This is a genomic window from Halopseudomonas litoralis, assembly GCF_900105005.1.
GTDB classification, from domain to species: domain Bacteria; phylum Pseudomonadota; class Gammaproteobacteria; order Pseudomonadales; family Pseudomonadaceae; genus Halopseudomonas; species Halopseudomonas litoralis.
The window spans coordinates 3,957,532-3,978,694 of record NZ_LT629748.1; the positions used below are offsets into that span (position 1 = coordinate 3,957,532).

General features: G+C 53.7%; 16 protein-coding genes, 2 pseudogenes and 1 other annotated feature. Of the genes and pseudogenes, 9 read left to right on the forward strand and 9 right to left on the reverse strand.

Annotated elements, in window-relative coordinates; all coding sequences use genetic code 11:
- Window positions 1-5 precede the first annotated feature (5 nt).
- From BLU11_RS18985 to BLU11_RS19000, 4 genes are all read left to right on the forward strand, one after another.
- Window positions 6-3,161 (forward strand): site-specific DNA-methyltransferase, encoded by a 3,156-nt coding sequence (locus BLU11_RS18985; protein ID WP_090276058.1) that lies wholly within the window; start codon window positions 6-8, stop codon window positions 3,159-3,161.
- A complete protein-coding gene (locus BLU11_RS18990; protein ID WP_090276059.1) occupies window positions 3,161-6,538 on the forward strand; it encodes a DEAD/DEAH box helicase family protein in 3,378 nt (1,125 codons plus the stop codon). The genes BLU11_RS18985 and BLU11_RS18990 overlap by 1 nt, the downstream gene beginning before the upstream one ends.
- Before the next feature lie 88 nt (window positions 6,539-6,626).
- On the forward strand, window positions 6,627-8,552 hold the full coding sequence (locus BLU11_RS18995; protein ID WP_090276061.1) for an ATP-dependent nuclease: 1,926 nt from the start codon (window positions 6,627-6,629) through the stop codon (window positions 8,550-8,552).
- Window positions 8,549-10,225, forward strand: coding sequence for a UvrD-helicase domain-containing protein (locus tag BLU11_RS19000; RefSeq protein ID WP_090276063.1), 1,677 nt, complete (start codon window positions 8,549-8,551; stop codon window positions 10,223-10,225). Before BLU11_RS18995 ends, BLU11_RS19000 begins: the two co-directional genes overlap by 4 nt.
- A 175-nt stretch (window positions 10,226-10,400) precedes the next feature.
- Here the strand turns inward: BLU11_RS19000 and BLU11_RS19425 are convergent, their stop codons facing one another.
- Entirely contained in the window at window positions 10,401-10,577 is a 177-nt protein-coding gene (locus BLU11_RS19425) for a hypothetical protein (RefSeq protein ID WP_172828704.1), read from the reverse strand.
- 484 nt (window positions 10,578-11,061) lie between these two features.
- Between BLU11_RS19425 and BLU11_RS19365 the strand changes: the two are divergent.
- The 4 genes and pseudogenes from BLU11_RS19365 to BLU11_RS19015 all read left to right on the forward strand — a co-directional run.
- Window positions 11,062-11,187: pseudogene (locus tag BLU11_RS19365) on the forward strand (IS3 family transposase); the annotation flags it as partial.
- A 133-nt stretch (window positions 11,188-11,320) separates the two neighbouring features.
- Window positions 11,321-12,841: an IS21 family transposase gene (gene istA, locus BLU11_RS19005; protein ID WP_090271454.1), complete on the forward strand. Its 1,521-nt coding sequence runs from the start codon at window positions 11,321-11,323 to the stop codon at window positions 12,839-12,841.
- A complete protein-coding gene (istB, locus tag BLU11_RS19010; protein WP_090271457.1) occupies window positions 12,838-13,578 on the forward strand; it encodes an IS21-like element helper ATPase IstB in 741 nt (246 codons plus the stop codon). Before istA ends, istB begins: the two co-directional genes overlap by 4 nt.
- Before the next feature lie 63 nt (window positions 13,579-13,641).
- Window positions 13,642-14,732 (forward strand): annotated as a pseudogene (locus BLU11_RS19015) (IS3 family transposase); the annotation flags it as partial.
- Window positions 13,788-13,904, forward strand: a sequence feature (AL1L pseudoknot). It overlaps the preceding pseudogene by 117 nt.
- A gap of 241 nt (window positions 14,733-14,973) precedes the next feature.
- Here the strand turns inward: BLU11_RS19015 and BLU11_RS19020 are convergent.
- Both BLU11_RS19020 and BLU11_RS19025 read right to left on the reverse strand, forming a co-directional pair.
- The gene (locus tag BLU11_RS19020) at window positions 14,974-15,612 is read right to left on the reverse strand and encodes a JAB domain-containing protein (protein WP_090276065.1); all 639 of its coding nucleotides are present in this window, start codon (window positions 15,610-15,612) and stop codon (window positions 14,974-14,976) included.
- Window positions 15,609-15,863 carry a hypothetical protein gene (locus BLU11_RS19025; RefSeq protein WP_022960931.1) on the reverse strand — a complete coding sequence of 85 codons (255 nt, stop codon included), beginning with the start codon at window positions 15,861-15,863 and terminating at the stop codon, window positions 15,609-15,611. Before BLU11_RS19025 ends, BLU11_RS19020 begins: the two co-directional genes overlap by 4 nt.
- 594 nt (window positions 15,864-16,457) lie before the next feature.
- On the opposite strand from BLU11_RS19025, the gene BLU11_RS19035 reads away from it, so the two are divergent.
- Entirely contained in the window at window positions 16,458-16,802 is a 345-nt protein-coding gene (locus BLU11_RS19035) for a helix-turn-helix domain-containing protein (protein ID WP_090276067.1), read from the forward strand.
- 24 nt (window positions 16,803-16,826) lie between these two features.
- Here the strand turns inward: BLU11_RS19035 and BLU11_RS19040 are convergent, their stop codons facing one another.
- The 6 genes from BLU11_RS19040 to BLU11_RS19065 form a co-directional block, all read right to left on the reverse strand.
- Complete coding sequence (locus tag BLU11_RS19040) at window positions 16,827-17,153, reverse strand: hypothetical protein (RefSeq protein WP_090276069.1); 327 nt, start codon at window positions 17,151-17,153, stop codon at window positions 16,827-16,829.
- 30 nt (window positions 17,154-17,183) lie between these two features.
- The gene (gene radC / locus BLU11_RS19045; RefSeq protein ID WP_090276071.1) at window positions 17,184-17,657 is read right to left on the reverse strand and encodes a RadC family protein; all 474 of its coding nucleotides are present in this window, start codon (window positions 17,655-17,657) and stop codon (window positions 17,184-17,186) included.
- Entirely contained in the window at window positions 17,654-18,601 is a 948-nt protein-coding gene (locus BLU11_RS19050) for a recombination directionality factor (RefSeq protein WP_090276073.1), read from the reverse strand. Before BLU11_RS19050 ends, radC begins: the two co-directional genes overlap by 4 nt.
- An 82-nt stretch (window positions 18,602-18,683) precedes the next feature.
- The gene (locus tag BLU11_RS19055; protein WP_090276076.1) at window positions 18,684-19,691 is read right to left on the reverse strand and encodes a YqaJ viral recombinase family nuclease; all 1,008 of its coding nucleotides are present in this window, start codon (window positions 19,689-19,691) and stop codon (window positions 18,684-18,686) included.
- A gap of 98 nt (window positions 19,692-19,789) precedes the next feature.
- Window positions 19,790-20,758: a DUF932 domain-containing protein gene (locus BLU11_RS19060; RefSeq protein WP_090276078.1), complete on the reverse strand. Its 969-nt coding sequence runs from the start codon at window positions 20,756-20,758 to the stop codon at window positions 19,790-19,792.
- A 65-nt stretch (window positions 20,759-20,823) separates the two neighbouring features.
- Window positions 20,824-21,159 (reverse strand): glycine zipper family protein, encoded by a 336-nt coding sequence (locus tag BLU11_RS19065; RefSeq protein ID WP_090276080.1) that lies wholly within the window; start codon window positions 21,157-21,159, stop codon window positions 20,824-20,826.
- Between the last annotated feature and the right edge of the window lie 4 nt (window positions 21,160-21,163).

Genomic DNA, 21,163 nt, shown 5'->3' on the forward strand with positions numbered 1-21,163 from the left:
TATCCATGAGCGTCAAGACCCCCAAATTTCAGGAACTCGTCACCAAGCTGCGGGAGATCTTCCAGATCGACCGACCGGAGCTGGATTTCGGGATCTACCGCATCCTCAATGCGCGTGCTGATGAGATCAACGATTACCTGGAGAAACGTCTGCCGGAAAAGGTGCAGGCAGCCCTCAGCAGTGGCAGCGAGGCTCAGCGCGAGCAAATTGCACGTGAACTGCAGGAAAAAGAAGAGCAATACACAGCCGATGGCCTGGAACCGAGCAATGTACCCAAGGTGCAGGAGCTGCGGCAGAAGCTGGCGGAATACAGCGTGGGGGCTGCCGAGCATGAAAACGCCGTGTTCTCGCACCTGCTGACTTTCTTCTCACGCTACTACGACAATGGCGACTTTATCAGCCAGCGTCGCTACAAGGGTGACACCTACGCCATTCCCTACGCCGGTGAAGAGGTCATGCTGCACTGGGCCAACAAGGATCAGTATTACACCAAGAGCGGGGAGAACTTTGCCAACTACAGCTTCAAACTGGAAGATGGCCGCACGGTTCACTTCCGCCTGATCTCCGCCGATACCGCCAAGGACAACCGCAAGGACAATGAGAAGGAGCGCCGCTTCGCGCTGATTCATTCCAAAACGGTCATCCGCACTGACGAGGAAGGTGAAGAGTATGAAGAGCAGCTAATCCCGATCGAAGAAGTGGATGGCGTGAACGGCAAAGAGCTGGTTATCCGCTTTGAGTACGCACCACAGCCCAAGGGTACCAAGCAGGACGCGCTGGTCAGCAAGGCGGTAGATGCGGTATTGACGGATGAAGCGGTGACGGCCCGCTGGCTGGATCTGGCCAACCGTGCACCCACAGAGAAGAACCCACAGCGCACACTGCTGGAAAAATACCTGACGGACTACACCACCAAAAATACCGCTGACTACTTTATACACAAGGATTTAGGCAGTTTTTTGCGCCGCGAGCTGGACTTCTATATCAAGAATGAGGTCATGCACCTGGACGATGTGCAGAATGCTAGTGCTTTTGCTGATATCGAAAAAAACTTGCGGATGATGCAGTGCCTACGCGCCATTTCCCTTGAGCTGATCGATTTTCTCGCGCAGCTGGAAGACTTCCAGAAGAAGCTTTGGCTGAAGAAAAAGTTTGTAGTGTCCAGTCACTACTGCATTACGTTGGATCGAGTACCGGAAGAGCTCTATCCGGAGATCGTGGCTAATGAAAAGCAGTGGGAGCAATGGTTTCAGCTGGGCGTATGGGGAAAATCGAGCCCGGGAACACTGAGTGACTTGAAGGCTGGTATGCACCGGATGATGGATACCAGTCTGTTCGAGGAGGGTTTCGGCAAGAACATTTTATCGCTCATTGATGGACTGGATGAGAAAATCAACGGGCTTCTAGTGCATGGCGATAACTTTCATGGATTATTGTTATTACAAGAAAAGTATAGGGAGAGTCTTGCTTGCGTATACATTGATCCTCCTTACAATACAGACGCAACGGTGATAAATTATAAAAACGGATATCGAGAGTCTAGCTGGCTTTCGTTAATATCATCGCGGATGGGCTTAGGGAAAAATTTGTTGCGGAGTGATGGGGTGCATATTTTAACTATAGATGATTATGAGCATGCTCCTGTCAGGCAAGTTTTAGATGCCGCTTTCTCAGAAGACAGCTACTTAGCTACAGTGGTAGTTAGGAACAATCCTTCAGGAAGGTCTACGGTTAAAGGGTTTTCGATAAATCACGAGTTTGCACTTTTTTATGGCGCAGAGCCTAATAAAGCGCGTGTGGGGCGTTTACCGCACAGCGAGCAGCAAAAGAGCAGATATGATTTGGTTGATGAGTTTGGACCATATGAGTGGGAAAATTTCCGTAAGAGTAGTGCGGGCTCTGATAGAGCGAGCAGGCCAAAACAGTTTTACCCTCTGTATGTAAGTTTGGTCGATTATTCTGTAAGAGTACCCGACCTGATGTGGTTGGATTTGGAAGGCACGTATGAGTTAATTACAGCGCCTTCATCTAACGAAGAAGTTGTTTGGCCGCTAGATTTAGGCGGGCGTGAGAGAGTTTGGAGATGGGGGTTGGAGCGTGCTTCTGCCGAAGTTTCAACACTGGTGGCTAAGAAGCCGAAGGGTGGTTCTAAGATTGAGATCTATGGGCGTAAATATCTTAATGAAGAGGGTATTCTTCCCAGAACGTGGTGGGACAAGCCGGAGTATTCTGCTCGTGACAATGGAACGAGGATGCTGCGTGAAATGTTTTCACAGAATATTTCATTCGATTTCCCAAAAGCTTTGAATGCGGTTTCTGATAGCATAAGGATTGGTTCGCCAGACCCTGATGGTATTGTTCTTGATTATTACGGTGGATCTGGAACGACCGCGCATGCAGTTATAAATCTTAATAGATATGAAAAGCAGAAGAAGAAATTTATAATAGTCGAGCAGGGTGATTATTTTGAAAGCGTTACGAAATCGAGAGTCATAAAGTCAATATATAGCCCAAGCTGGAGAAAAGGAAAGCCAACCACGTCAGAAAACGGCATCTCCTTCTGCTTCAAAGTCCTAAAGCTAGAAAGCTACGAAGACACCCTAAACAACTTGCAGCTTCACCGTGATGCCAAGCACAACCAGACCCTTGGTCTGTTGGATCAACAGGCCAAGGATGATTACCTGCTACACTACATGCTAGATGTGGAGAGTCGTGGCTCACTGCTGTCGGTGGAGGACTTCAAAAAGCCCTTCGATTACAGCATGAATATCGCCACTGACTCGGCTGGTGCTTACGAGCCAACCCAGGTCGATCTGGTAGAAACCTTCAACTACCTGATTGGCCTGCGGGTAAAACATCTTGATGCTCAACTAGAGCGCGGATTTGTCACGGTCAACGGTACCCTGCCCAGCGGGGAGAGCTGCCTGGTGCTGTGGCGCGACTGTGATCTGCTGGATTACGAGGGAGTCAGCCGTTTGTGTGACAAGCTCGCGATCAACCCAGCGGATAATGAATTCGATGTGGTGTACATCAATGGTGACCACAATATCCCGACGGTGCTGACGCAAACCAGTGACGAAGGTGGTGCGACCCGTGTACTCAAACTGCGTCAAATCGAGCCGGAATTCCTGGAGCGCATGTTCTCGGTTGAGGACGTGTAATGGCGAAGGCTCAAAGGACAGGCAAGCGTAGCTTCCACCAGGAGCTGGTGCTCAACCGCTGGATGTTGCAGTTCTTCAATGCAGACAAACTCGCCGGGCTGACGCTGCGTCTGGGCGAGGGTCGCCATGAAGGTATTGACGAAGACGGGCAAAGCAAACTCTTCCATGAGTTGATGCGTGGCCTATTCAATCCGAACCGGCTTGCGGACACCGAGCTGCGCCGCTACGACCTGAATATCGTTCGCTACTGGCAGGAGATTACGGCCGAGCGTAACAAGCTGGAAGGTCATGAGCTACAGATGAAGTACTTCCAGTACCTCTCGCTGCTGTTCTCCGAGATCTATCTGGACTGGTACTTCAACAAGCGCCAGGCGTTGCTGGATGGCTTGAACGAGGAAATGCTCAGCTATCGAGCGGACAAAGGTGCTGAGCCCTTCCGTGACTTTACGGCTGATGATCTAAACAAGGTGGCTTTCTGGAACGCTACAGGTAGCGGGAAAACGCTGCTGTTGCACGTCAACATCAAGCAGTACCTGCACTACTTCCAGGCTGGTCGGGGTAGCGGCTACCCGGACAAAATCATCCTGTTGACGCCCAATGAGGGGCTATCACGCCAGCACCTCGAAGAGCTGAAGCAATCAGGTTTCGCCGCCCAGCACTTCAACAAGAACCAGACGCTCACCTACCCCGGCATGGTCGAAATCATCGACATCAATAAGCTGGGTGATGAGATGGGAGACAAGACGGTTGCAGTAGAAGCCTTTGAAGGCAATAACCTGGTGTTGGTGGACGAGGGGCACCGTGGAACGGGTACCGCTGCAGGGGCCTGGATGAGTCGCCGTGAAGCGCTGGTACGCGGTGGCTTTGCGTTTGAATATTCGGCCACCTTCGGGCAGGCAGTCGCCAAGGGTTTTACCGTTGAGGCTGCGGAGTTCGAGATACAAAAAAAACGGGCCAAGATGCTGTTTGGCACCACCAGTTTGAAAAAGCTGAGCGATGAAGAGCTTTTACAGCTGGCGCTGACCCACGAAGAGAGGCGACTTGCCCGGGCGACGGCAACCCGTGAGATCTACGCCAAGTGCATCCTGTTCGACTACTCGTACAAGTTCTTCTATGAGGACGGCTACGGCAAAGAGTCGCTGATTCTCAACATGGACGGCAAGGCCTATGAGCAGAGTGACAATGGAGCCAAATATTTCACCGCTTGCCTGTTGGCCTTCTATCAGCAGCTGTGGTTATGGAACACTCACCGCGAAGCAGTCACCGATTTCAATATAGAGAAGCCTCTGTGGGTGTTCGTGGGCAACACGGTCTCCGGTGAGGAGTCGGATATCCTGGAGGTGATAAGCTTTCTTGCCGACTTTCTGAACAACGAAGCGCAGATCAAGGTCTGGCTGGCGGATCTGGTGGCAGACCGGGCACAGATTCTCGATGCCAAGGGTAATAACATCTTCAAAGGTCGCTTTACCCCTCTGATGGGTTTCACGGACCGGATGGACGCGCTGTATGCCGACATCCTGCAGCGTGTGTTCAATGCACCGGCCAGGCAGCGGCTTAAACTGGTCAATATCAGAAGTAGCAAGGGCGAGCTGGCGCTGCGCGTGGGTGAGGCCGAACCCTTTGGTCTTATTAACATCGGCGATGACAGCAAGTTCTTCAGTCTGGCCGAGAGCGCTGAAGTTTTTGACAGCGAACGTGATGATTTTGGCGGAGCCTTGTTTGGCACCATCAACAACAAGAGCAGTAAGCTGAATGTGCTTATTGGCTCGCGCAAGTTCACCGAAGGCTGGAGCAGCTGGCGGGTGTCGACCATGGGGCTGTTGAACATGGGGCAGGGAGAGGGCTCGCAGATCATCCAGTTGTTTGGCCGGGGAGTGCGTCTCAAGGGTAAGGACTTCTCGCTGAAGCGCACCACTGCGCAAGAGCGTCCCAAGGGAGTGCATCTCGACAAGCTTGAAACCCTAAATATCTTCGGCGTCCGTGCCAATTACATGGCCGCGTTCAAGGACTATCTACGTGAAGAGGGCATTACTCCCAGCGATGAAATTCTTGAGCTGGACTTTCCTACCCGAGCCAACCTGCCAGCTGGCAAGCTGAAAACGCTGGCGTTAAAGGATGGCTATAAAGACAACCAGAAGCTGGGCTTCAAGCGTACCCACTTCCCCTGGTTGTATGAGATACCGGCTGCGTTTCAAGGCAAAATTAAAACCCCTCAAGTTGCACTGGATTTGTACCCGCGAGTAGAAGCATTGACCACTCAACGAAGCGCGTTCATCGGCAAGTCAGTGCAAACCAGCGAGCCCCGTCATCAGGGTAAGTTGAATGCAGCGCTTTTTTCTCTCTTCGATTGGGATCGAATCTATCTGGCGCTTCAGGACTATAAAATCCAGCGCAGCTGGAGCAATCTGCGGCTTGATCGTCAACGGCTGATCGAATTCTGTATGGGCACGGCAGACTGGTACACGCTGTTCATCCCGGCTGCTGAGCTACAGGTAAGAAGCTTCAGCGATCTGCGAAAGCAGGAAGACATCCTCATCAGACTGCTCATTGATTACACCGACCGGTTCTACAACGCCCTGAAAAAGGGCTACGAGGGGCAGTTCTACGAGATCGCCCACATTGATGAAGATCACGGTTCGATGCTGAAGCTGTACCAGTTTGAGATCGACAACAGCGATGACGGCTTGGAATACCTAGAGAAACTCGAAGTTCTCAAGCAGCTTGTCGCAGACGGAAAGATCGGGGAGGCCAGCAATTGGAACGCTCCGAATATGGTGGCCATCAGTTTTGATCGGCATTTGTACTACCCCTTGCTGGCATTGGAGGATAAGGATGCTGTGCCCCTGAAGCTGCGGCCTTTGGGCTTTGATGCGGAGAGTGAATGGCTGTTCGTCCGCGATCTGGAGGCGTTCTATCACTCACCTGCAGGTAAAGAGGTCATTGGCGCGCGCAGCCTTTATCTCCTGCGTAATGCCGACAGCGAGAAGAAGGGACTGGGTTTTGCGCTGGCCGGTAACTTCTATCCGGACTTTTTGCTCTGGTTAGTGGATGACGCGACCGGCCAGCAATGGCTGTCATTCGTCGATCCCAAAGGTATACGCAACCTGGACTTATCCCATCCTAAGCTCAGACTGTACAAAGAAGTAAAAACGCTGGAATCCACACTGGCCAGTCAAGCGAAGCCTGATGAGCCACCATTGGTACTGAATGCCTTTGTGCTGTCAGCCACTCGGTTCGCCGACCTGCTTAACGTCGGAGATCCGGCAAAAAAAATAGAGCTGGAAGACCGTCATGTGCTGTTTATGGAGGATGGTGGGGCCAGCTACTTGGAGAAGATGTTTACTCGGATTTGTCAGATTTCACAGAAAAATCATTGACACACGGCGATGCCTTTTCGATGGTCGGCGAGCTGGTGGGCAAGTGGGTACCGTAAAGCGTAAGTAACAACAAGGAAGGTCAGACAGTATGAAACTGCAAACGCTGCGCCTATCAAGCTTTCAATCTTTCGGCCCTGAGCCTACTGACGTCGGCCTCGAAGCCATCACCTACTTGATCGGCCCTAATGGCTCCGGCAAGACGGCTGCCCTTCAAGCTCTATGCCGCCTGTTCGCTTTTGACCCATCCCAGCGTCGTATCCAGCGGTCTGACTTCCACGTTCCCTTCGATGAAAAAGATATTCCGGAAGAGCGGCAGCTTTGGATAGACGCAGACTTCCTGTTCCCTGAACTAATAGAGGACGAAGATAACAGCACGGTTGCCCCTCATTTTGGTCACATGCGCCTGGATGAACCGGACGGCATTCCACGAGTGCGTTTTCGCCTGAGCGCGGCCATGGGGCCTGATGGCGATATCGAAGAAACTTTTGTATATGTACTGGACGTCAATCCAGATGACTCGCCACTTACCACTGCGCAAGTGCCGCGAGCCGAGCGCAACCATATACATGTCCACTACCTGCCCGCACGACGTGACCCCGCCGACCACATTGCTTATGGGGCCAACGCTCTGCTTGGGCGGATACTTCGTGCCGTGCAGTGGGATAAGGAGCGAGACGCCATTAGAGGGCTCACAGACGATATAAGCGAGAGTCTGGCAGCCAATCCATCTGTCAATGCGTTTAGTGAGCATTTGAAAATGGCATGGGCAGCGCTGCACAAAGGTAGTTTCTTTACCGATCCCAAAATTACTTTCGTGGCCTCTGAGATCGAGGCCTTACTGCGGCATATGTCGGTCTCATTCACACCCGGCCACGGCGAAAACCTGGTCGACTTTTCTAGGCTGAGCGATGGCCAAAAGTCGATGCTCTATCTGTCTCTCGTGCTGTCGTCGCAGGCAATAGGTCGTGCCGTTTTAGCTGAACAAGATAATTCCTTCGATCCTGACAAGCTGCGCCCCCCAGTTTTTACACTGATTGCCGTGGAAGAGCCTGAGAACAGCCTTTCTCCTCACTATCTGGGACGGATTGTCAGTGCACTGAATGTCATGACAAGCCAAGGTGATGCTCAAGCCCTCATCGCTACGCATGCGCCTTCTATGCTTCGGCGAGTCGAGCCTGAACACATTCGCTACTTGCGGCTGACTGAAGCGCGACGATCTCGCATAACCTGCATTCAGTTGCCTGAAAAAACGGACGATGCGCACAAGTTCGTACGCGAGGCAGTACAGGCATTCCCCGAAGTGTATTTCTCTCGATTGGTTGTCCTCGGTGAAGGGGACAGCGAGGAGATCGTGTTGCCCCGCCTGCTGCGGGCCAAAGGCGCGCCGATCGATGAGTCTGCTGTCGTGATAGCGCCACTGGGTGGTAGGCATGTCAACCACTTCTGGCGGCTACTTTCGGCATTGCAAATACCTTACTTGACGCTGCTTGACTTGGATGTGGCTCGCCATCAGGCAGGCTGGGGGCGCGTCAAATATGTAAATGACCAGCTCACGAAATTTGAGCCCACTAAAGTGCTTCCCGCTGATTGGGATCTGCCGAAATGGGATGTAACTGAGACACCCATCCGTACACATCACTGTTTCGGCGATGAAAATCTGAGCGTCTTCGTTGAGTTAGAGCAACGAGGGGTGTTTTTTTCTGCTCCGATGGACCTTGATTTTGCAATGCTTCTCGCCTATCCAGACGCTTACAGCGTTGAAGAGGAAGTGCCAGGCGATGATGCGATCAAGGCTGTCCTCGGGAAAAGCCATCACGACTCATCTCAATACAGCGAAGACGAACTCAAGCTGTTTGGCACCTATCATCAACGTTTCAAGCTTGGCAGCAAGCCCGCCGCGCATATCAGCGCACTTGCTCAACTGAGCGACCAAGAGTTGCTTGAGGATATGCCGGCATCGCTAAGCAGTCTGGCAGACGCTGTAATCACAAAGCTTGCGGAGCTACCAGAGTGATTGCAGTCGAAGCTTGGCAGCCCGCTGACGGGTTAACGCTTGAGCCGAATGCTCTGCGCGCAGCCAGGGAGCAGGAGCGCTGCCTTGCCCTGACTGCAGGGCCTGGTGCAGGCAAGACCGAAATGCTTGCACAGCGAGCTGATTTTCTTTTGCGCACTGGTACGTGTCGTTATCCCAAGCGGATTCTGGCTATATCGTTCAAAGTTGATGCCAGCAAAAACCTGAAAGAGCGGGTTCAGCGCCGCTGTGGTCAGGATCTGGCCTCGCGCTTTGACAGCTTCACCTTCCATGCTTTTGCCAAGCGCATCATCGATCGCTTTCGGCCAGTTTTGACAGGGAAAGATGCTCTGGACGCGGGTTACAAAATCACCGATAGGAAGGTGGAGTCCTCTCGAAATCAAATTGTGTTTGGTGACTTGGTGCCGTTGGCTATCGAGATATTGCAGACGTCTAAAATGGCTAGGAACGCCATTCGTCAAACTTACAGTGATGTTTTCTTGGATGAATTCCAAGACTGTACCAATCTGCAGTACGACTTAATACAGCTTGCCTTTCAAGGCACTAGCACTCGTCTCACCGCCGTTGGAGATACCAAGCAAAAAATTATGGGCTGGGCCGGAGCCCTTGATGGCATCTTTGAGACCTTCGCTGCTGATTTTGCTGCGGTACCGCTCAATATGTATCGCAATTTCCGCTCTCAGTCTCGCTTACTCCGAGTGCAGAACGAGATCATCCGTGTCCTTGACCCAGCGTCCGCCATGCCCGGCGAGCAGCTGGTCGGTGATGAAGGTGAGGTTTTTGCGTGGCAATTTGAGGACAGCCGAAAAGAGGCTGAGTGCTTGGCCGACTTGATTGCCAACTGGATAAGAGTTGAACAACTTCCACCGTCCGAAATCGCGGTGCTGGTTTCCAAGCAGTTGGAGCTGTACGCCGACCATCTCATGGCCGCCTTAGAGGTACGGGGCATTCCTTTCCGTAACGAACAGCAGATGCAGGACATCACGGTCGAACCTGCTGCGCGTTTGATCGTGGACTATTTGTCCTGTCTTTATGGCAAGCGTGAGCCCAAAGCCTGGGTTCGATTGATGAATCAGTTGGTTCCTTTTGCGGATGATGAAATCCAATCCAGCACGCGGAAGGATTTAGATCGGTTAATCAAGCAGCAGCGAAAAGCCGCTGTTGTGGCTGAGCTTCTTGACGTGCCGCTCTCAGGCTGGTGGGAATCGGTACGGGCGTTCTTGAAGCAGGTCCGCATCGAAACTCTAGTCGCGCTCTCGCCAGACTATGAATCCCACGACAGGCTCAAGGAAGTTATCCGGGACACCAGAATGCGCATTGAAGAGTTGCTCAAGATTAAGCCTGATCTGCCCAAGGCTCTTGAGCGTTTTTCGGATGACCAGGCGGTACGCATTATGACGATGCACAAAAGCAAGGGGCTGGAGTTCGATTCGGTCATCCTTCTTGGCGTCGAGAGCCAGACCTTCTGGGGGAAGGCCGACGAGGAGCGCTGCGCGTTTTTTGTTGGCGTATCACGAGCAAAACGTCGACTGATAATGACCTATAGTGAGCGCCGTGAGACACCACCATCCAAACCATACAAATGGATTGAGAAGAGAGCGCCTCACGTAGAATTCTTCCATTATGCTATTCCTTTTTTGAGTAATTCGTCATGAATTTATCAAATTGAAAACGGGTAAAAGCCGGGGAATACGTTGCGGCCATAATGACGCAGTTTAATGGCCTGTTTACCAATGCGTAGGCGAATATGGGTTGGTATGGATCGCAAAAAAGTAACAATAGCTAATGCACCCATTCGAACAGCCTTTCAGCTGTTCGAATGGGTGAGGGTTAGATGGTCATTGGTTCGGCGGTTGGCAGCCGGCTTAAGATCCAACAAGCTAATAAAACCGCTACCAACAGTGGCGGGAACTTGATCATCGCCATCAAGGTGGCAATGATCGCACTGCTTCCCACTAGAGTGCCGATTAAAAGCAACGTGTCTCTAAAAACTTTAACTGTTTTCATGATTTCACCTTGGTTTGTATTGGGGGCAAGAAGTAAAAGTGTTTTGATGAGATGCTGAGAGCGAAGGCAGGCACGGCCGATTGACTTTCGTCGTGCAAGTCGAGAGATGAAATAGTTATCACGCCGGCCGCCCTTGTCTGGACGGGTAGCAGCACTCTAAAAGCCTCGTCGGGATCTGTGGGCCTACAGCCCGCGTGAGGCTCTGATCAGATCGTTATTTTCTATGTGCACACTGATTGATCGCGTCTTGAGTGAGCGTAACGCTATCTCCTTGCTGAGAGAACCAGTGCTTCTTCCATGCTGATTCCGGAGCGCAGTCAGATCGACATAGAAGATTGGTGTGCCATGGCTCTGGCGGATGGGCTAGCCGGGTATGCTCAGGAGGGTGATATAGACCCGAATCGTATTTGATTAAGGACTGGTCGGGAACCAGATTGAATCGCACCGGGTTTCGTGGAGGCCTCAACTCTTGAGAGAATGAGGCATGAAGAAATCTAATAGCTATTCCCCTGAAGTCCGTGAACGTGCTGTGCGCATGGTTCTGGAGAACCTGAAGGACTACCCCTCCGAATGGGCAGCCATCGAATCCATTGCGCCCAAGATCGGCTGTTGTTAATGGCCAATTAAACTGACCCACCTCTGGCCAACAATTTTGACCCACCCATGGTGGCACTGGCCACCGATCCATGTAGCGTCACCCGCCTTATGCACAGGCCGGGGACAGATCATTGAAGGAGTGGGTTGTGATTCACAAGATCAAGGGGTTGTACGACCAGGGCCGGGGTTTGTCGGTCCGTGCCATCAGCCGTGAGCTGGGGATTTCCCGGAATACCGTACGCAAGTATCTTCACCTGGATGAAACGCAGATCAGCGTCGCCATTGCTGACCCTTCGCGGACCAAGCTGCTCGACGGGCACCGTGATTATCTGATCAATCAGCTGATCCAGTTTCCAGCACTCAGTGCGGTCAAGTTGGCCCGACGTCTGAGAGAGCGCAGCGTTGATCTGGCGGTATCTGACCGGAGCATCCGCCGGTATGTACAAACGCTCAAGCAGCAGGTTGCCTGCGGCCAGTTCCGCTATTACGAACCGGTCGTTGAGTCGGTGCCGGGCGTTCAGTGCCAGGTCGATCCCGGTGAGTTGCGTGGCGTCATGATCGGCGGCGTGGAGCGCGTGGTGCATTTTGTGGTTTTTGTGTTGTCCTGTTCCCGGCTAATGTATGTCGGCCTGAGCTTCCGTCCGTTGGATACCGAGCGTTTTATCCAGATGCATGACGAGGCATTCCGTTACTTCGGCGGCGTCACTGAGGAGTGCATTTACGACCAGACCAAGATGGTGGTGATCAGCGAGCAATATCGAGAGCTGACGCTCAACCAGCGCTTCCACCAGTATGCAACCACGGCTGGCTATCGTATCCATGCCTGTGAGGGCTATGACCCGGAGAGCAAGGGCAAGGTGGAGGCCGGCGTCAAGTACGTCAAGCGTGACTGTTTCTATGGCGAGCAATTTGCGGACGAGAACGCCGTTCACCAGCATCTGCATGACTGGCTTGAGACCGTAGCCAATGCGCGTGTGCACGGCACGACCGGACAGCATCCTCGGGAGCATTTCGAGGCGCTGGAGCGCAGCCAGCTCAAGCCCTATCTGGTCCCGCAGAGCCTGCTGCACTTGATGCCTGCAAGAGAAACGCGCAAGGTCGACAAGACCGGGCTGATCTCCTGGCAGGCTAACAAGTATTCGGTACCCATGGCTTGGCAGCAAGCCCGTGTCGGTGTCAGCGCACAGGACAACCAGCTGCTGATCCATGACCTGGAGAGCGGCGAGCTCATCGCCACCCATGACCTGTGCAAGGCCAAGGGCCGGATGATCAAGAACAACAACCACTACCGAGACCAGACCCAGCGCATTACCGATCTGGAACACAGCATTGATGCGATCCTCTCCGATGATCTGGGCTCTGCCCTGTGCCAATTGCTTAAGCGGACCTCACCGCGTATCTACAAGGACCAACTGGTCGCCGTGCGTGATCTGCTCATGGCCCACGCGCCGGTTGATACCAAGCTGTTGGGTGAGTTGTGCGAGCGCAGCGAGCTGACCGCCACCGGACTCAGGCGCTACCTCGAAGCCTGGCAGCAAGCCAGGGCGCGAGGACGCGCCATCAGTGACCGCGAGTATGCGCCGGAGGCGGGTAGCCGCGTCGGCCATGCCGATCTGAATGCTTACGCCCACGTTGGCCAGTCGACTGGCCACGGAGTGACCCCATGAGCCTACTCGATAGCACCGTAGCGCAGTACCGCAGCCTTCGCCTCAGCGCGACCGCCGGTGAACTGACCGCCCTGCTGGCCAGGGCTGAAGCCAATGAGATGTCTTACCTGAATTTCGCCCAGTCGTTGGTTGAGCATGAGATCAACGCCCGTTCGAGTAGTCGTGTGAGCCGCAACCTCAAACAGGCCCAGTTCCCCTCGGAGAAGCACCTGGAGGCCTTTGATTACCGGCATCAGACCACGATCACCAAGCGACAGGTCAGTGCCTTGCTGGACTTCAGCTTTATCGATAACCGCGACAACCTGGTGTTCATTGGGCCACCGGGGGTGGGCAAGACCCACCTGGCCATTGGGATTGGCCACAAGGCCGTCCAGGCTGGCTACAAGGTGCTGTTCCGCACTGCACTGGCACTGGTCGAGGACCTGGAGTTGGCGGAGATGAAGGGCGAGCTGAAGAAGCGACTGAACCAGCTGAGCAAGTACGATGTGCTGATCATCGATGAGCTGGGCTACCTGCCGATGACCCGTCAGGCCCGGTATAACCTGTTCCAGTTGATCAACAACTTGTACGAGTACCGCTCGGTGATCCTGACCACCAACAAGGACTTCACCAGCTGGGGCGAGTTCTTCCATAACGACAACGTGGCAGTGCCCATCATTGACCGTGTAATCCACCATTCACACATTTTTATGCTGGGAGGGGAGAGCTACCGCTTGAAGCAGAAAACCGCCGGTTAGCGGTGAGCAAGTGGGTCAATTCTATTGGCCAAAAGTGGGTCAAAATTAATGGCCATTGACAGCTGTGTCCCCCAGACGCTGCATGGCTGGATACGCACTGATATTGGCCACCGCCCCGGCCAGACGACCGAGGAACGAGAACGCATCAAGGCTCTGGAACGCGAGAACCGGGAACTGCGCAAAGCGAACGAGATTCTGCGCCTGGCCAGTGCGTATTTTGCCCAGGCGGAGCTCGACCGCCGCAACAAACCCTGAACGCCTTCGTTGACGAGTACCGTGACCGCTACGGAGTCGAGTCGATCTGTCGGGTAATCCAGATCGCTCCGTCCGGTTATTACGTGCATGCAGCCAAAGCCCGTCAACCCGAACTGCGAAGCGCTCGTGCCAAACAGGACGAGCTGTTGAGCGATAAAATCCAGCGAGTCTGGGATGACAATATGCAGTGCTATGGCGTCGTGAAAGTCTGGAAGCAACTCAAGCGTGAGGGCATTGATATTGCTCGCTGCACGGTACAGCGGCTGATGCGTCAACTGGGCCTGCAGGGCGTTCGTCGCGGTCATGTGATCCGCACCACCATCCCGAATGAGAACGCGATTTGTCCGCTGGATAGGGTCCAACGCCAGTTCCATGCGGATCGACCCAATCAGCTATGGGTGTCCGACTTTACTTATGTTTCAACGTGGCAAGGCTGGCTCTACGTCGCCTTCGTGGTCGATGTATTTGCCCGGCGTATCGTTGGCTGGCGGGTGAGCAACAGCATGCGAACAGACTTCGTTCTGGATGCCCTGGAGCAAGCGCTGCACGCTCGACAGCCGAGCCGCATGGACGGCCTGATACACCATAGCGACAGGGGTAGCCAATACGTCTCCATCCGATACACCGAGCGTCTCGCTGAGGCCGGCATAGAGCCCTCTGTAGGCAGCAAAGGCGATAGCTATGACAACGCTTTGGCTGAAACCATCAACGGGTTATACAAAGCGGAGCTGATCTATCGGCAATCCTGGCGTAGTCGCGAAGCCGTGGAAATCGCCACTTTGAAATGGGTTCACTGGTACAACCACCAGCGGTTGCTGAGCTCGATTGGGTATATACCCCCGGCAGAAGCTGAGGCAAACTTCTACCAGCAACAATCCGGTCAGACCATGGCGGCCTGACTTAAACGAAATGGCCTCCATAAAACCCGGTACGATTCAGATTGATCTGCTGGTTGCGGCTAAAGAATATTGATCAACTGATGTTCTTAAGGGTGGCGGGGGGGCCGAGAGGGCTACCGCGTCGCAAGGAATTGGCGTATGAAGCCACCGAATCTACCTGATTTCCAATTGCTGATATCTACGGCCTTGGCTCCAGTCTTAAAGTCCTTGGGATTGACAGTAGCCATCAGCTAAGCCTGTGTCACAACAATCCCCTCTCTTCAAAACTCACTGACTCTCCGCCACCGATCACCAAGTGATCCAGCAGTTGCACATGGACGGCCTCCAAGGCAGTTTTAAGGCCTTTAATCAGCGCTTTATCTGTACCATCGGGTTCGAGGTCACTGTTAGAAAGATAATGTGTTGTGATGACAGCCGAGGCGCTGGCATTTAGCGCTGCCTTGACTACTTCTCGACGGTAGAAGCTTGCAGACAATATATTTCCATCGAACAGTCGCTTGAACCCTAAAACGCCATGCTGGCTATCGAGTAATATAACACCAAGCGTTATATGCTCTGATTGTATTTTTAAGGTGAAGTCATAACTTGGCGTTATTGCTGGTCGGGTCTTTCCTTTTTTTCTATTACGCTCCCTTGTCCATTGATTTCTTGTGATAACAGCAGTGGCGTAGTCGTCGGCATTTGGGCCGTCACTTTGATAGTAAGGGGAAGAGCAGACTCTTAATCCCGAAGCGTTCCAGTAGGTTCCTAGGCCGTTATTAGTGGCGATTGGTAAAGATCCTGAGAACCATACCTCACCATCAACATCTTGTGTAGCATAGGGCAGATCGCCGTACGGCCATAGATCGAGCCCGTTCGTAAGCATCTCAAGCAGATTCATGAAATATCCTTCTTCGTGATGTGGCGAACCATTTGCGCTTGGAAGTTGCGGCTAGTGCCATACAACGTCACCGCCTTGAAAGCCCCGAACTCGACATCTACCAATTGGTTTTCAAGGATTAAAAACTCTTGGTCAGTTTCTATGGTTAATTGTTGAAGCGCATTGATGCTTTTGGCTTTTACTCTGGCCCCATTCAGCCATAGTTGGTCGGCTATTTCGGCGGCTCGCAATAAGGTTGTTTGAAATCTCATTTTTCTTCCTCACCGTGAAACTTCAGTGCCACCTGTTCTAATTGCGGTGTTGTTCAGGTCACGATGACAACACACTGTCGACTCAATTTGGGCGTCCAAGTCCAGGCAAATTCGGCTGGGCAGCTATATAAGGTCAACTCCGCCGGATACGGGATTTGCGAAACCCGCCGTGGCTGGAAAAAAAGCCGGTGTCGCCCCATAAACTGAAGCGGACCGCTCGGTAGCACGCTTGTATTGATGAGACGTGATAGCTGCGCGCCTTGCGGTAAGCCCAGAGCCAGTTGTGCTGCGGATTAAAGTCTTTTCTGTGCACAGTGACCTCCCTGTACGGTAGTGGCCTAATGTAATCGGGAATTATTAGCAATAATTACCTCTCTAAATCCTTAGAGGGGTTGACTTGCTACCACCGTAGCGATGCGGATTGCCTGAGCGGGTAACTGGCATGATGCGAAGGCGAGCCCGTCATGCCGCTCCGGTCGCAGCAAGGTGATCTTAAATTAATGGCATTCAACTTTTGAAGATGAATTTCAACTCATTGAGTCCTTCATGTCAACCGGTTGATGCCCAACTATTCAGGGTGAATAGGAGGGCTGTATGTCCACTGCAACAGAAAAGACCCTAGCAGCAAGCATCGGGCGGGCGATTGCTCTACAACGCACTCGCGTGGGCCTGACTCAGGAGCACGTGGCGGCCAAGCTAGGGATTGGTAATGAGGCGGTCTCGCGTATTGAGCGTGGGGTGGCAATGCCGTCGCTCCAGCGCCTGTACGACCTGGCAAAGCTGTTTGGCTGTGAGGCGGTGGATCTGCTGACCGAAGGGAGCCCGCACGTTGATGACCAAGTGCGTCACCTGCGGCAGTTGTTAGAGCCCTTGAATGTGGATGATCGTGATCTGGTTCTGCGGTTAGTCGAGCAATTGAGCAGCCGACTGTCCCGGTAACCCAAGAGCTATGTCGGCTGCACTTCAGCGCGGGGTGTCGTCTTCCATCAACATGAATCCGCAGCTCAGACACAGGCTTTCAAATTCACCCAGCCAGTTCCGCTCGACATTAGCGGCCAATGTCACGCCTTGTGCCAGCCCTTCAAGCTGTAGGGCACGGGGGTCTTTCAATGCTCCTAACAAATCACCCAGGTGCATCCAGGGAGTGCGGTCAGGTGGCTGCTCTCGCTGCTGAGCGCTGTACTGACGCAGTAGCACATCCAGCGTGCCAGCCAGGGCGGCCAGCGTATGCAGGTTCTGTCGGTTGATCAAAGTGGCTGATTGGCAGATGCAACAGGTGGGGGTGGGCATGATAGCCTCCGGTTCAGTTAGAAGATGGGCTTACAGCAGAGCCCGTTCCGCAAAGCTCACGGTGTCGGTTCCGCCGATCACCAGATGGTCCAGTACGCGGACATCAATCGTCTGTAGGGATGCAGTCAGGCGTTTGGTAAGATGAATGTCCGCCTGGCTGGGCTCAGGATTACCACTGGGGTGGTTGTGCGCGATGATGACTGCAGCGGCATTAGCATTGAGAACAGTCTTGATCACCTCCCGGGGATAGACACTGGCGCTGTCGATGGTGCCGTAGAACAGCTTCTCAAAACTCAATACCCCATGCTGGCTATCCAGCAGGATGAGCGCGAACACTTCACGCTCTTCGGTGGCCAACTGGGCTTTGAGATAAGCCCTGACTAACGAGGGGTTGGTCAGATAGTTACTGCGTTTAAAGCGTGCTTCGAGGATGGACTGAGCCCATTTCAGTACGTCCAATTCGGATAGATTGGGAACCGCCAGATACTCCTTAATCTCGTTCATTGGTTTACTCTTGGTGATATGTCTACGTTGGCTGCAACATCGTGCTGTTGCATGGGGTGGCTGCGTTCCAGAATCAGCTCATGCAGCGTTGGTGTGTTTTTCCGAGTGCGCGGTGTGCTGATAGAGGGATTGGCGATGGTGCCGGAGTCCGGATAGAACTCCTCCAGTACCTGATGGGCCTCGTCTTCACTGTCTTCAAAGGCCCCGTTGTTCAGGCCGGTCTGGGCCGCAGCATCTAACGCTTGCTGATCAAACCCCGCCTCCCGACGTGCTTGATCCAACTGCTGGGCCTGTTGCAGGGCTTCTTCCGTGCTGATCCCCGAGCGCAGGATCAGGTCGACGTAGAAGATCGGTGTGCCATGGCTCTGGCGGGTGGATTTTCCTCGTAGCCGCAGTTCCAGCGGCAGGCAGGCCAGCCGGTCACCGGATAACGCCTGCAGGTAGCTGAGCCTGGCGGTGAGGGTGCGGATGCTGTTGTAACCAGTGGTTCTGAACACGAAGCTGCCAAGCGGGTCGTCCTCGCTAAGCCCCACATTCAGTCGTCCGTAGGGTTTGCAGTTGCCGCCTTGAGCCAATATACAGCCATCCGGTGAAGGGCAAGGGAAAGACTGAATTCCTTCGTTGGTAGACCGCTTGCAAGTCTCGCCATTGCCCACGCATAGAGGGCGTCCACTATTACGATCAAACAAGGTGTATTCGGCCCGGAAGTTCAATGCTGGATCGTTGAACAGCAGGCGTACTGGGATGCTGCGTATCTTGCCGCCTTGCTCCTGGCGTAGCTGTTCATCCAGAGGGTGCGGCAGCCAGCCCTCACGGGTTTGGACTTGGGAAGTGATGGTGAACTGGTCGTCCTTTTCTGGCATACGCTTGCGGTTCTTCTCGACGACTCTGCCAATGGATATACGCCCCAGTGCAGGTGGGGTAATGACTAGACCTTTGATCATGGGACTACTCCTGATGTAGGGACACAAAAAAGCCGACGGCGCAGGCGGTCGGCTTGGAAAGTTGAGTTGGTGATAGCGAATGTCAGCTGATGAGAAAGCGTCTGCTCCCAGGTCTGCTGATCTGATAACGGGATTTCAATTCAGGGTTATCAGCGAAGAGAGTCGCGGTATCGATGACCACGGAGTCCCTGGACTTCTTCCAGCTGATACTGCCATCGGCAAAAACAGCCTTGCTGGCGGTGCCGATGGCTTGTTGCAGAATCTGTTTTAGCTCGCCTTCACGTTGGTTGAGCTCCGCTTGGGTGTGACGCACCTGCTTCAGATTAAAGAAGACTTCGTTCAATGCCTGATCCTGGCTGAAGTCCAGCTCCTCGCCATTATCTTCGGGGTACAGCAAGCGCAAGGCCCGTTCGGCGGAGTCAGAGCCGTCGGCAGGCGGTGGTGTGTCAGTCTCAACGTAATGCCAGAATTGGCGCTCCAGCTCGATTAGGTGCTTGATCAGTAGCTCATCGCGCTCAATGCGGTATACCTCCAGTTGCTGGCCACCCAACAAAACGGCTACGTCCGCCGCTTTCTTGCCGGTCACAGCCAGTTGGTGCATCACCTGCACCTCGACGTACTTGGGTACACCATCACGCCAAAGCCTAGCCCCGTTAATGCCAGCGGTCTTGCATTCCAGAATCTGCACATCAGCGCTGCCGACCACCTCACGGTCGATATTGGCTAGCATCCAGGGGATCTCCGGATGCTGTAGGACCGCATTGACCTTGCGTACCTTATTGCCGGAGCGCCGCTGATACTGGGAAGCGACTACGGGCTCTAATACGACACCCCAGAAAACCGGTGCGCTGTCGTCGTCGGGGTTCGGCTTGGGCAGATGCTGATCACGGTTGGTCTTCTCCAGCCAGAGCTCCAGTTGCGACTTGTAAGGGTTGAGGCCGATCGCAGCAGATGAGTCAGAGCTACCGATGCCGCGTTTGCGGACATCCAGCCATTCGTCTCTGCTCAGATCCTTGGTGCTGACCAGGCGCAATAGACCACGGCCTGTTTTGTGGGTGCTTGGCTGTTGTACCGATTGGTTAGTGCTCATAAAAACCTCCAGACGCAAAAAAGCCCCGGTCAGCATGTGCTGGCCGGGGCTTATGCCGTGAATGAGAAATCAGTTCTTGGGGTGAGGGTGCAGGGGAGTTAAGCGACCAGCTCAAGCGCATGATCCAGTGCTTTCTGTTTGAGATTGGCACCCTGGCCAAACCAGGCTGAATCCAGACGGTGATCCACGCTACGGGCGCGCTTCTCGTGATCCACATACTCCGTAATAGCGCATAGTAGACCCCAAGCGGTGTCCTGGGCAGATTCCAGTGTCGATCCGCGTCCTTTGCCGGAATACAGGTTCTGCACCTTCTGCAGGGCCCTGTGTTGGATCAGCTCACGACGGTCTTCTACATCCTTCTCTGCATCACAGATGACCCGCAGGAAGTAGCTCAGCGCTTCGCCCGTGTTCACTCGGCGATTGGATAACGTCTTCATGCGGGACATGAAGTCATCCCACTGGGAGACTGAGATACCCAGTTGCTGTTTAACCGCCTGCGGATTGAATACGGTGCTGTGGGGGACACGAATGGACTGGGGCGCGCCATTCACTGCTATGGCGAGGGTGTTATTGCAGACCACACGTACCGTTGTGGGCGTGGCAACCGTAGCCAGACTGCCATCGCAGGAAGTGGCCAGTAGTAGGTAGCCATTGACCTGGTCGTTTCCCTTGAGCACGGAGGCCTGTCCGGTGCGGGCCAGAGCCCAGAACTTGCGACCACCTTTGAGTACACCGGCTGTCTCCAATTCGAAGCCTGCGTATTCGGTCAGGTCTCGATAAAACTCCAGGACATCCCACGGCTGAACCACTTTATAGCGTTCCGAAACCACGGAAAGGGGTGCCTTAGTGTCTGATCGATACAGCACCTTCTTCTCGGGGAAAGCGTGGATGCCGCCCAGATATGATGCTGTATTGCTTACGAAGCGCACTGGGGATTGCTTGATATGCCAATTCATACCGGCTTCCTGCTGCCAGACCTCCAGCGGTTGATGACGAGATAGCTGGTTGCCCAGGCCATGCCAGGGGGTAGTGCCTACATAGGCCATGTTTTCAATTTCGTGTGCCATGGGGTTTCTCCATGAAAATATCGGGACCTCTGGCTGCAAATGCAGACAGTAAACCCGGAGGGGGCTTAGATAGAGCAGGGGGTGAAGTGGCAGCGGCAATCTTCGCAGCGGAAGCTATGAAGTAATTGATCATCGACCAAGGAACCAAGACGTAGCCCAAGCACGCAGCCTCCAAGGGCACCGCTGATAGCACCTAGCACTGCGCCAGCGCTTGCTCCAGCGGGGCCAACGATCAGCCCAGCGGTCATGCCGAGACGTGCGCCGGTAGCGGCACCTGTTACCGTAGCAGTAGCGGCACCACTGATAGCGCCTGCTGCGGTACCAACGACACCGCCGATCCGCCGGCCGTAGTTACAGTGGGTGATGTGCTGCGAGCTGCAGCGAGGACAAATCAAATCCATAGGT